Origin of the sequence: Streptomyces sp. NPDC088197 (genome assembly GCF_044741185.1) — a bacterium.
In the GTDB taxonomy this organism is placed as follows: Bacteria; Actinomycetota; Actinomycetes; order Streptomycetales; family Streptomycetaceae; genus Actinacidiphila.
The window spans coordinates 619,693-631,200 of the sequence record NZ_JBIUSD010000002.1 but is presented as its reverse complement, the minus strand read 5'-3'; the positions used below and the strand labels follow the sequence as shown (position 1 = coordinate 631,200).

Genomic DNA, 11,508 nt, shown 5'->3' with positions numbered 1-11,508 from the left:
TTTGTTTTTGTTGGTTCCACACCCCTAAGTTCAAAAATTTCGGGTGGTTGTGTTGTTACTGGCCCCGCCGCCCGGGGGGGGGGGGGGCCGGCCCCCCCCCCCCCCCCCCCCCCCACCGCCGTACCGGAATAACGTCTTCGCGCCGGGCGGACGCAGGTCCCGTGGGCGCCACCCGGCCGACATTCCGTTGTGGCCGAGCCAGGGAGAAAGGGGGCGTACACGTGCGTATCGCATTGCTCACCGAGGGTGGTTACCCGTACGCGCGAGGTGAAGGGGGTGCGTGGTGCGACCGGCTCGTCCGCGGTCTCGCGCACCACGAATTCGACGTGTACGCGCTCAGCCGGTCACCGCGGACGGAGGCGGGGGGCCGCGTCGAAGTGCCGTCGCACGTACGGCGGTTCCGCGCGGAACGCCTCTGGGGGGAGCCCCCGGCCGCCGCCCTCGCGCCGACGTGCGGCGGCGGCCGGGCGGCCAGACGCGCCAGACGCGCCGACTTCCTCACCCACTACCGCGACCTGGTCGCGGCGCTGGCCGGCGGCGCCGGGCTCGGCTCCGCCGACCGGGCGGACCGTTTCGCCTCCGGGCTGTACGGTCTCGCCGAGGTCGCCGCAGAACACGGCGGCCTGCCCGACCTGTTGCGCGGCGAGGACGCGCTCGCCGCCCTGGAGTCGGCGTGCCGCGCCCCCGGCGTGCGTCCCGTGCTCGGCGACATCGTCGTCACCGAACTCCTCGCCGTCGCCGAGCTGTTGGAACGCCAGCTCAGGCCGCTGTCCGCGCCCTGGTACGGGTCGAGCGAACTGGGCGCCGTCGATGTCTGCCACGCCGTCTCCGGGGGCCCGGCGGCCTTGCCCGGCCTGCTGGCCAAACGGTTCTGCGGAACGCCGCTCATCGTCACCGAGTACACCGTGCGGGTACGGGAGGCGCTGCTCGGGAACCGCGCGGCCGGACTGGCCGGAGCCGTACGGGTGGTGCTCGGCGACTACCACCGGCTGCTCGCCGGGGAGAGCTACCGGCAGGCCGCGCTCGTCACGCCCGGCTCCACACATGTGCGGCGCTGGCAGGAGCGGTGCGGGGCGCCGCGCGACCGGATGCGGACCATCCATCCGGGGATCGACGCGGCGCGCTTCGCCCTCGCGGGCGAGGCCGCCGAGGCCGAGGCCACCGCGCCCGCCGCGCACGCCGACCCCACGCTCGCCTGGGTCGGCAGGATCGATCCGGCCAAGGACCTCATCGCGCTGCTGCACGCCTTCCGCGCGATACGCGCGGACGAGCCGCGGGCGCGGCTGCGGATCTTCTACCTGCGACTGCGGGCCGCCGACGAACGCGCGGCCTCCTACCTCGGGCACTGCCGGACGCTCGCCGCGCAGCTCTTCCCGTACGAGGCCGCCGACGCCAACGCCGTCGGTGAGAGTCCCGTCAGCTTCGAGGAGATCGGGTCGCCCGGCGCGCCCGAACTCGCCGACGCGTACGCCGCGGGCGACGTCGTGGTGCTCTCCAGCAGCGCGGAAGGCTTTCCGCTGAGCCTGGTGGAGGCGATGTTCTGCGGGCGGCCCACCGTGTCCACCGACGTGGGGGCCGTCCGCGAGGTCATCGGCGGCACCGGGCTCGTCGTGCCGCCGCGCAACCCCAAGGCGCTGGCGGACGCCGTCGTCGATCTGCTGCGCGGGCCCGAGCGGGCGTCGCGGCTCGGGGCCGCGGCCCGGGAGCGGGCGCTCGCGCTCTTCACCGTCACCCGGTGCGTGGACGCCTTCCGCGAGAGCTATCTCGACGTGGTCGCGCACCATCCCGTGCGGCGCGAGCCGCTGCTCGACGCGGCGGGCGATCCGCGGCCGTTCACGGCCCCCGCCGAGTCGCACGTCCCGGCCCGCCTGGCCCCCACCCCCGCCCACCCCGCCTGGTCCCGCACCCCCGAACCCGTAGGTGCCCCGTCCGCCTCCGGAGGCTCCCCCTCATGACCACGCCGACCCCCGCCCACGCCTTACTCACCCGCCTCACCGCCCAGGCCGCCCCGCCCGCCTCACCCCTGCGGCTCCCGCCCCACGACCCCGACGACCCCACCGCCATAGACATAGACGCCTACGACGACGAGGCCACCCCCCACTCCCTCGACGAGACGGTCACGGCCCTCTTCGGCGCCTCCCGCCTCCCGGCGCGGAACCCGGACTCCGACGAGCACCCGGCCGAGCTGCGTCCGGCCCCCCCGGACGGCGACCCGTCGCGCGTACGGTCCCGGACCGCCGTCGCGGACGACGCGCAACCGCCCGCCGCCGCGCCCGAGACCGCCGCCCAGCCCCGCCCAGCCGCCCCGACCCGCGCAGATTCGTTCGGAGCCCCCGCGCCATCGAGTCCGGACGCTTCCGCATCCGAAGTGCCCGTCGCGGACCGGGACTCGGCCCTGCTTGGCGGCTCCGCTCGCGAGCAGCGCGAGCCCCGCTCAGGCGCGGGCCCCCGCGTCACCGACGAGCCGCAGGCCCACGCGGATTCGGCGCGGCGGCCCGAGCCCCGGCCGACGAACCCGGGTGATGACGGGGCGCACGGCTTGCCTGACGCTCGCCTCGCGGACCCGGACAGCGCCGCATCGGTGAGCGGCGCGGGCCTCATGCGGTCCGAGACCCGCCCGGGCACGAACGTTTCCGTATCCGAAGTGGCTGTCGTGGACCGGGACTCGGACGCGTTCGACGGCCTCGCTCGCGAGCGGGGCGGTCCGGTGCCGGTTGGCTTGGACGCCGACGACGATTCCCGCTCGGGCGCGGGCCTCCGCGTTGCTGAGGGGGCCGAGGCGGGCGCGGGCGCTTCCGTAGGCGAAGTGCCTGTCGTGGAAGAGGACTCGGGGGTCCACGACGGCCCGGCTGCCGAGGGGCGTCGGTCGCGGCCGGTCGGCCTGGACGCCGAGGGTGCGGGGCTACGCGGTGCTGGGGCGGGGGCGGGTGGGGAGGCGCGGCCCGGAGGGCGGTTGGTGGGGATCGACGGCGGGCGACGGGCCGCGCGGGGCGGGCCGCAGGCCGGCGGACGGGTGGCGGACTTTCGGGCGGGGGCGCGGCCGGGCGCCGCGGACGAGCCGCGGCGCAGGGGGCCCGCCGACCCCGTACGGGGAGTGATGCACCGGCACGAGGCGCTGATCGCGGGAGCCGTGGACGAGTGGGAGATCGCGGCCGGGCTGGAAGCCCACGGCGTGACGGACGGAGCCGCGCGACGCCTGCGGCACCGGGACGTCTTCGGGCTCGCGGAGGAGCTGTACGCGCGGGTCCCGAGGGCGGTACGCCGACTGGAGGCGGCGCCGGGGGAGCGGGAACGGGCCCTGCCGCGCTGGCGGACCGGGGCCGCGCAGGCGGTGCCGGGCGCGGTGTGCGCGCTGGCGGCCGGAGCCCCCGGAAGCGTACGGCTGCCGCTGCTGGCGTTCGTCGCCGTCGTCGCGTGGGCCGCCGTACGGATCGGACCGCTGCGGGTCGAGCGCGGCGCGGGCGCCGCCGTATGGACGTACGGCCTGCTCGGCTACGCGCTGTACGCCGGGCACGCCACCGGCCGCACCGCCGGCGCCGCCACCCTCGCGGCGCTCACCTTCGCCCTGCTGCCCGCCGCGTACTGCGCGCACTGGCTCGCCGTCCGTTCCAGGGCCCAACTCGCCCCCAGCCACGGCCTGTCGGACTTCGCCGACGCCGTACGCCCCCGCCTGGCCGCGGCCCTCGCCGCGTACGCCGTCGCGCTGATCGCCCTGCTCGACACGGCCACCGCCGTCGCGGGCTCCGCGCCACTGGCCGGACCGGCCGCCCTCGGCCTGCTGCTCTTCGCCGCGCGCCTGCTGTCCGTGCACGGCTTCCCCGGCCACGCGGCGGCCGGTCTCGGAGCGGCCTGCGCCGCCGAGGCGCTGACCCTCGCCGCGACCCCCCTGCACCTCGGCCCTGCCCCCGCCACCGCGCAAGCCGTCATCTGCGGCGCCGCCGCACTCGTGCTGACCGCGCAGGCGTTCCGCGTGCTGCCCCGTGCCTCCGCGCACCGGCCGCCGCCGCGCCACCACCCCTGACCTCAGCAGAACGAACGACCAGGAGAACACCCCTTGACCAGGTACCGAACCGCCCCGACCCCGACCGCGGCCCGACGCCCGGCACGCCCCCTCCTCGTCCGCGAGGACGGCCTTCCGCCCCGCGGGCGCACGACGGGACACTCGGCGCAGGCACTCGGAGGCACGCGATGAGAGTGCTGCTGCTCGGAGCCGACGGCTTCCTCGGCCGGCATGTCGCGGAGCGGCTCCTCGCCGACCCCGCCGTCCAGCTCACCGCGCTCGGCAGGAGCGATGACGCGGACGTCCGCTTCGACCTGGCGAGCGGCGCGCCCGGCGTCCTCGCCAGGTTCCTGGACGCCGTGCACCCCGGAGTCGTGATCAACTGCGCCGGTACGACCAGGGGCGGTGCCCGCGAGCTGACCCGGCAGAACACCGTCGCCGTCGCCACCGTCTGCGAGGCGATGCGCCGCAGCCAGGTCGACGCCCGGCTCGTCCAGCTCGGCTGCGGCTCCGAGTACGGGCCCTCGCCGCAGGGCGCGTCCACCGGCGAGGACGCGGTGCCGCGCCCCGGCGGCCCGTACGGCGTCAGCAAGCTCGCCGCGACCGAACTGGTCCTCAGCTCAGGTCTCGACGCGGTGGTGCTGCGGGTGTTCAGCCCGGTCGGCCCCGGCACCCCGACCGGGGCCCCGCTCGGCCGGGTCGCCGAGACCCTGCGCCGCGCGATGCAGAACGGCGACGGCGAGCTGAAACTCGGCGGCCTCGGCGTCCAGCGCGACTTCATCGACGCCCGCGACGTGGCCCGCGCCGTGCACGCCGCGTCGCTGTCCGCCGCGCAGGGCGTGGTGAACATCGGCAGCGGCCGGGCCGTCCGGATGCGTGAGATGGCCGCGGCCCTCGCCCATGTGGCGGGCTACGAGGGCTCGCTGCACGAGCTGGACGAGACGCCCGCCTCCGCCGGGCCGCCCCCGTACCCCGACGGCTGCGGCGGCTGGCAGCAGGCCGACGTCCGTACCGCCAGGGACCGGCTCGGCTGGCGGCCCCGGATCGGCCTGGAGGAGTCCCTGGCCGATGTGTGGATGGAGGCGGCATGTCGCGTCTGACGCGACCGCACCAGTGGGGCACGGGACTGCGCCGTCGTGCGGGCGCGGGCCGGGACGCGATGGGCTTCGGCGTCCCGGCGTTCGCGCACCCGCTGGTCGCCCCCACCGAATGGGCCGAACTGGCCCGGCCGGGGGCGCCGCTGCACTGGGCCGCCTTCGACGTGGCCCGCGGCCCCGGTACGCGGCCCGACCCGCTGTACGGAGAGGTCGTCGGCCGCGTCCGTGAGAACGGCGTCCCGGTCCTCGGACTGCTGGACTGCCGCAACGGCACCCGGCCCTTCGGCGACCTGCTCGCCGACGCCTCCCACTACCTGGACTGGTACCGGGTCGACGGCTTCTACCTGGACCGCGCCCCGACCGGCCGCGCCGACGCCGCCGAGTGCCGCCGGGTGGTGACCACGCTGCGGGCACTGCTGCACGCGGACGACGAGGACCCCGGGGGCACGGAGGACACCGGGGGCACGGAGGGCAACGAGGACGCCGCGGACAGCGGGGACAGCAGAGGCAGAAGGGGCAGCGGGGCCAGCGGGAACAGCGGGAGAGCGGGAGCCGCCGCCTCGCGCCTGCCGGAGAGCGGCGGCGGCCAGATCGTCCTCGGCCACGGCGAGCACCCGTGGCCCGGATACGCCGAACTGGCCGACCAGCTCGTCACCTTCTGCGGCCCCTGGACCAGTTACCGCTGGTCGGAGGCGCCGGAGTGGACGGCCGCGTACCCGCCGGAACGCTTCGTGCACCTGGTGCACGGCCTGCCCAGGTCCCATCTGGACACCGCCCTGCGGATCGCCCGCTGGCAGGGCGCGTCCACGGTGTGCCTCACCGACCGCACGGACCGGGACGGCGCCGACCCGTGGGCGGGCCTGGCCGGATACTGGCACGAAGCCGTCCGTATGCTGCGCAAACAGCCGTCGCCGAGCACGTAGCACCGGCGCGGCGGCCCCTCGGACCGGGCATGGCCAGGGCGCGGGGGGAGTGCGGCCGGAGCGTGACCGGGACGTGACCGGGATGTGAGCCGATTCCGTCTCGGTCCTCGGACCGGGTGTCTTGGAATGAAGACCGGCGTGGCAGTGTTGCAGGGACAGCACGTACCGCACGTACTGACTGATGACCGACCAACCGTATTGCTGAGGTCCCTGTGTCGCTGCCACCCCTGGTCGAGCCGGCCGCCGAGCTCTCCGTTGACGAGGTCCGCAGGTATTCGCGCCATCTGATCATCCCCGACGTGGGAATGGACGGCCAGAAGCGGCTGAAGAACGCCAAGGTGCTGTGTGTCGGCGCCGGCGGGCTCGGCTCTCCGGCCCTGATGTACCTGGCCGCCGCGGGCGTCGGCACGCTCGGCATCGTCGAATTCGACGAGGTCGACGAGTCGAACCTCCAGCGTCAGATCATCCACAGCCAGGCCGACATCGGCCGCTCGAAGGCCGAATCCGCCCGCGACTCCGTCAAGGGCATCAACCCGTACGTGAACGTCGTCCTGCACGAAGAGCGGCTCGAAGCCGAGAACGTGATGGAGATCTTCTCCCAGTACGACCTGATCGTCGACGGCACGGACAACTTCGCGACCCGCTACCTGGTCAACGACGCGTGCGTGCTGCTGGGCAAGCCCTACGTCTGGGGCTCCATCTACCGCTTCGACGGCCAGGCATCGGTCTTCTGGTCCGAGCACGGCCCCTGCTACCGCTGCCTCTACCCGGAGCCCCCGCCCCCCGGCATGGTCCCCTCCTGCGCCGAGGGCGGCGTCCTCGGCGTGCTGTGCGCGTCCATCGGCTCGATCCAGGTCACCGAGGCCATCAAGCTGCTCGCGGGCATCGGCGAGCCGCTGCTCGGCCGCCTGATGATCTACGACGCCCTGGAGATGACGTACCGCACGGTGAAGGTCCGCAAGGACCCGGACTGCGCGGTCTGCGGCGAGAACCCGACCGTCACCGAGCTGATCGACTACGAGGCGTTCTGCGGCGTCGTGTCCGAGGAGGCCCAGGAGGCCGCGCTCGGCTCGACCATCACTCCCAAGCAGCTCAAGGAGTGGATGGACGACGGCGAGAACATCGAGGTCATCGATGTCCGCGAGCCGAACGAGTACGAGATCGTCTCCATCCCCGGCGCGAAGCTCATCCCGAAGAACGAGTTCCTGATGGGCAGCGCCCTGGAGCACCTGCCGCAGGACAAGCGGATCGTCCTGCACTGCAAGACCGGTGTGCGCTCCGCGGAGGTCCTCGCCGTCCTGAAGTCCGCGGGCTTCTCCGACGCCGTGCACGTCGGCGGCGGCGTGATCGGCTGGGTCAACACGATCGAGCCCGACAAGCCGGTGTACTAAGCCAGTTGAAGCGGTCTCACGGCGGAGGGGCCCGGTGCCACGCACCGGGCCCCTCCGCCGTCCCGTCATGTCCTGTTGTTCCAGATGCCCTTGACGGTATCGAAACTGTGACGGACCCATGACCTGCCCATGAGAGAGCCGGGGGGCGAAGGAGGTAGCGTCAGGGGCTCCCGTGCGGAGTGATCCGTACGGAGCAGGGACATTTCACTGAGGGGGACCACTACGTGAAAACGCAGAAAAACCGGCGGACCGGACGGGGAATGAAGGCCAGGGCCGCCGCGGTGACGGCGGGCACGCTCGCCATGGTGCTGGGCGCCTCCGTCGCCGCCAGCGCCGAGGGCGGCTCACCCGCGCTCACCACCGTCAAGGACGCGCAGAGCCACACCGCCGCACCCGGCGTCTCGGCGTTCTCCACGAACGCCGCGCAGGACGACAAGATCTGGTCGTTCGGCATCGACGGCCGCGACTCCAGCGGCCGGATCTGGAGCTACCCGCCGAAGGCGAACGGCTTCGGCTCCCGCACCCAGACCGGCTACGGGATGGGCAGCGCCAACGCGTTCTTCAAGAACAACTCGGGCAACGACACGCACGTGAACGTCTACGCGCGGTTCGGCGGCACGCTCCGGATCTTCTCGGCGGCCTCGCCCGACGAGGGCACCGTGATCGGCACCGGCTGGAACGTCTACAACGCCTTCGTGACGCCGGGCAACGTCGGCGGCGCCGCCAACCCGGACCTGCTCGCCCGTGACAGCAGCGGCGTGCTGTGGCTCTACCTGTCCTACGCGGACGGCACGTTCGCCAAGAAGCGCAAGGTCGGCGGTGGGTGGAACACCTACAACCAGATCGCCGGCCGCGGTGACCTCACCGGTGACGGCAAGCCCGACATCGTGGCCCGCGACAGCAGCGGTGCGCTCTGGCTCTACAAGGGCACCGGCAACATCGACGCGCCGTTCGCCGCGCGGACGAAGATCGGCGGTGGGTGGAACACCTACAACAAGATCCTCAGCCTGGGCGACACCAGCGGTGACGGTCGCAACGACCTGATCGCCCGCGACACGTCGGGTGTCCTGTGGCTGTACAAGGGCACCGGCAACGCCGGCGCCCCGTTCGCGGCCCGCGTGAAGATCGGCGGCGGCTGGAACACGTACAACTACCTGTTCTAAGCCGCGCCGTCCTCCGGATCGCGCCGTTCGACCGTGAAACGAGGCCCGCCGCCCGGAACTCCTCCGGGCGGCGGGCCTCTCACATGGTCCGGTTCAGCGGTTGACGGTCTGGATCTCCTGGACCGTGACCGGGTGGTCCTGGGTGATCACACCGTTCGGCAGCGGCGGGTTGTCGGCCGCGCCGTCCGAACCGCGCCAGGAGACCTTCCAGGTGGCCGTCACGTTCAGGTCGTACGCGCCGGTGCTCTGCGTGGAGCGCCGATACGTCACACCGCACGGCGGGTTGCCGGTGGCGCCCTCGGTGTACGGGGCGCCGACCTGGCCGCCCTTGCCGATGGGGCACTCGGCGGAGGACGGGTACACGGTGGCGTCCGACGTCCCCGGATCGATGTGGACGCTGGTCGGCGTGGCCGTCGTCTCGGCCCACATGGCCTGCGCGCCGGGGATGTTGAGTTCGGCCCTGACGGTGACCGGCGCGTAGTTCTCGTTCAGCGTCACCCAGGTGGGCAGATTGACGGTCTGGGTGCCCACCGGATTCGTCCGGATGTCCACGCCCGGCACCTTGGTGTGCGCGAAGGCGAGCCTGGCCAGCATCTCCGTGGTGATCACATTCGGCGTACCGGCGGGCGGGCGCTGGCCGTTGGGGACCCAGAAGGGCAGCGTGCCGTTGCAGTCGAAGCGGTCGGGGCTGTCGGAGTTGGGATTCGTCACCGGCCCCCAGAAAGCGCCCTTGCCCTGCTGGTCGAGATTGAAGTTCTTGTACGCCTTCTCGCCGTTGCCGCTCCAGGTCCTGCCCTCCGAATAGTGCTTCTTGTACTCGTCCATGGCCTGCATGGCGTAATTGGCCTGGCCCGGATACTCGTTGGTCTCCTTGACCTGCTTCTCGACCATCTTCTTGAATTCGGCGGGGCCGGCGACGGGGCCGATCCAGCACGGCGGCGGCGTCCACGTCACATTGTCGGCGGCGCCGAGCGAATGGCCTCCCGAGCCCTTCGTGCTGGTGTCCGTGGGATAGGTGACCTGGACGCCCGCGCTCAGATTGCCCTTGTCGTCACCCGAGCCGCTGGTCTTGCCGCCGGGCACGTCGGCGAAGGCCGGGGCGGCGACGGTGGCCGTGGCGGCCGTCACGAGGATCGCGGTGGCCGCGCCAAGAGCCGCACGGCGCAGGCCCGTTGCCGGGCCCGATGGGGTGGTCACTCCTTGCATTGCGTTGCCTTCGCTTTCGCATCGACGGACACGGCTTGCCACAGGTCGGCCCCCGCGGGGAACTTGGCCATGACGATCGTGAAGTACACGTAACTGCTGTCGGTGACCGCGGTGCCGAGGAGCTTGCCCGACCTGACGTCCTTGCCGTAGACCTTGCCCTGGAAGTCGCAGAAGCCGACCGTGGCGGCGGTCTTCGCCGAGGTCACCTTCACCGTGGGCCGGTAGAAGCGGTCGGTGCCGGTCTCGGTCCAGCCGCCGTCCACCGCCTGCCCGATCTGCGTACGGGCATACGCGGCGGCGCTGCCGCCCGGCTGCGCGTACTGCGCCACCAGCGGCTCGTTGACATTCCGCTTCACGATGCCGTGGGCGATGCTGCGCATGAAGTTGGCGGCGTTGCCCAGCGCGGCGGCCTCGGCGTGACCGGTCGGCGCGGGCCAGTCGAAGACCAGCTTCAGATCGCCCGGCAGCGCCAGGTTCGGATCCTGCGTCACGGGCGGCGCGGTCGGCTCGGCGGACGCCGACGCCGTGGGAGAGGCGGCCGTCGCGGTGGGGGAGGCGGTGTTCGCCGCATCCCCGTCGATCGTGTCGGAGCCGCCACCCCCACCGCCGCAGGCGGACAGCGCCAGGACGGCGGTCGCCGTCAACGCGGCGGCCGTGGCGCCGCAGTGGACTCGCATGGTCAACGCTCCCGATCGGTGCTCACCGGGCACCGACGGGCACCGGCCGAACAACACATCGAACGCCGAACACCCCTTGGCCCCGTATCCAAGTGGAATCCAACGTACCCAAGGCGGCGGCCCGTGTTGAGAGGGGAAGTGTGCTGGTTCGGTCACGTGCGGGTCACCGCGACGGCACAGCCGCCGATTCCACCCGGATGCCGCGCAACCCGGCAAGGACACAACCCCTCCTAACGGATAGTCGGCGACCTATTGGATACAAGTGGTGGGTCCCGAACAAACGCCGTAAAAGCAGCGAATGGGCTCGAACGCGTCGAACACCGCGGAGAACACGACGACTTCGCGTGGCGCGGAGCACCCGAGCCCTCGAAGAACCTTCGAAAGGCAAGGCACGTCATGCAGCAGAGCCGCACCACCGGTACCCGCACCCGTACCGTCCGCCGTATCGCCCTCACCACGGCCGCGGTGGCGCTCGCGGTCGCCGTACCCGCCGCCGCGGCGCAGGCGCAGTCCCAGCCGCGGACCGCGTCCCACACGACCGGGCAGTCCCGCACGACCGGGCACGGGCACGCGGTCGCGCACAAGGCGCCCACGGCGCACAAGGCCCACAAGGGCGCCAAGGCCGAGCCGGTGATCGGCTCCGGCAGCCCGCAGTCCACGACGGGCCGCGTCGCCGACTTCTACGGGTCCTACATCGATGCCGTCTGGGACACCGACAGCGGCCACCTCGGCGCCGACCTGCGGTCGCACTTCCTGACCAAGGGCCTCCAGAAGAAGCTCGCCGCGTGGGAGAAGAAGAACCACGCGGACGGCGTGCTGCGCGCCCAGGACGTACCGACGGCGTGGCGCGTGACGTACGCGGGCAGCGGCGCGGGACACGCCTTCACCAATGTGCGCCTGACGTTCGGCGGGAAGGGCCACGAGACGTACCAGACGCTCAAGGTGCGGTCGGACCTGGCGACGAAGAAGATCTCCGACATCAAGTAGCGCGCGGGGCCCGCTGATTCGGTCCTTCGGACCGGTCGGCGGGGTCGGCCGGCCGGTTCCCGGC

General features: G+C 72.9%; 9 protein-coding genes. 7 read left to right on the top strand and 2 right to left on the bottom strand.

What is annotated here, in order from left to right:
* Nucleotides 1–221: 221 nt before the first annotated feature.
* From ACIOC1_RS07450 to ACIOC1_RS07425, 6 genes are all read left to right on the top strand, one after another.
* Nucleotides 222–1,955 (top strand): DUF3492 domain-containing protein, encoded by a 1,734-nt coding sequence (locus ACIOC1_RS07450; protein ID WP_355348641.1) that lies wholly within the window; start codon nt 222–224, stop codon nt 1,953–1,955.
* Between the two features lie 1,142 nt (nt 1,956–3,097).
* Nucleotides 3,098–4,021 (top strand): hypothetical protein, encoded by a 924-nt coding sequence (locus ACIOC1_RS07445; RefSeq protein ID WP_391052944.1) that lies wholly within the window; start codon nt 3,098–3,100, stop codon nt 4,019–4,021.
* Between the two features lie 167 nt (nt 4,022–4,188).
* Complete coding sequence (locus ACIOC1_RS07440) at nt 4,189–5,100, top strand: NAD(P)-dependent oxidoreductase (protein ID WP_188283310.1); 912 nt, start codon at nt 4,189–4,191, stop codon at nt 5,098–5,100.
* Nucleotides 5,088–6,020 (top strand): spherulation-specific family 4 protein, encoded by a 933-nt coding sequence (locus ACIOC1_RS07435; protein ID WP_401852520.1) that lies wholly within the window; start codon nt 5,088–5,090, stop codon nt 6,018–6,020. Before ACIOC1_RS07440 ends, ACIOC1_RS07435 begins: the two co-directional genes overlap by 13 nt.
* Before the next feature lie 212 nt (nt 6,021–6,232).
* Nucleotides 6,233–7,411, top strand: a complete 1,179-nt coding sequence (gene moeZ / locus ACIOC1_RS07430; protein ID WP_355348647.1) for an adenylyltransferase/sulfurtransferase MoeZ — start codon at nt 6,233–6,235, stop codon at nt 7,409–7,411.
* 260 nt (nt 7,412–7,671) lie between these two features.
* On the top strand, nt 7,672–8,574 hold the full coding sequence (locus tag ACIOC1_RS07425; RefSeq protein WP_401852518.1) for an FG-GAP repeat domain-containing protein: 903 nt from the start codon (nt 7,672–7,674) through the stop codon (nt 8,572–8,574).
* Nucleotides 8,575–8,667: 93 nt separating this feature from the next.
* Here ACIOC1_RS07425 and ACIOC1_RS07420 read toward each other — a convergent pair whose 3' ends face one another.
* Together ACIOC1_RS07420 and ACIOC1_RS07415 are read right to left on the bottom strand one after the other, a co-directional pair.
* Complete coding sequence (locus ACIOC1_RS07420; protein WP_401725631.1) at nt 8,668–9,771, bottom strand: hypothetical protein; 1,104 nt, start codon at nt 9,769–9,771, stop codon at nt 8,668–8,670.
* A complete protein-coding gene (locus ACIOC1_RS07415) occupies nt 9,768–10,457 on the bottom strand; it encodes a hypothetical protein (protein WP_401852515.1) in 690 nt (229 codons plus the stop codon). The genes ACIOC1_RS07420 and ACIOC1_RS07415 overlap by 4 nt, the downstream gene beginning before the upstream one ends.
* 396 nt (nt 10,458–10,853) lie before the next feature.
* Between ACIOC1_RS07415 and ACIOC1_RS07410 the strand changes: the two genes are divergently transcribed.
* Nucleotides 10,854–11,444, top strand: coding sequence for a hypothetical protein (locus ACIOC1_RS07410; RefSeq protein ID WP_401852512.1), 591 nt, complete (start codon nt 10,854–10,856; stop codon nt 11,442–11,444).
* Nucleotides 11,445–11,508: the final 64 nt, after the last annotated feature.

Excerpts from the sequence above, each read along its gene's own strand:
- ACIOC1_RS07445 (WP_391052944.1), top strand. The coding sequence starts at position 3,098 with ATGCACCGGCACGAGGCGCTGATCGCGGGAGCCGTGGACGAGTGGGAG.
- ACIOC1_RS07435 (WP_401852520.1), top strand. The coding sequence starts at position 5,088 with ATGTCGCGTCTGACGCGACCGCACCAGTGGGGCACGGGACTGCGCCGT.
- ACIOC1_RS07425 (WP_401852518.1), top strand. The coding sequence starts at position 7,672 with ATGAAGGCCAGGGCCGCCGCGGTGACGGCGGGCACGCTCGCCATGGTG.
- ACIOC1_RS07415 (WP_401852515.1), bottom strand. The coding sequence starts at position 10,457 with ATGCGAGTCCACTGCGGCGCCACGGCCGCCGCGTTGACGGCGACCGCC.
- ACIOC1_RS07410 (WP_401852512.1), top strand. The coding sequence starts at position 10,854 with ATGCAGCAGAGCCGCACCACCGGTACCCGCACCCGTACCGTCCGCCGT.
- ACIOC1_RS07440 (WP_188283310.1), top strand. The coding sequence starts at position 4,189 with ATGAGAGTGCTGCTGCTCGGAGCCGACGGCTTCCTCGGCCGGCATGTC.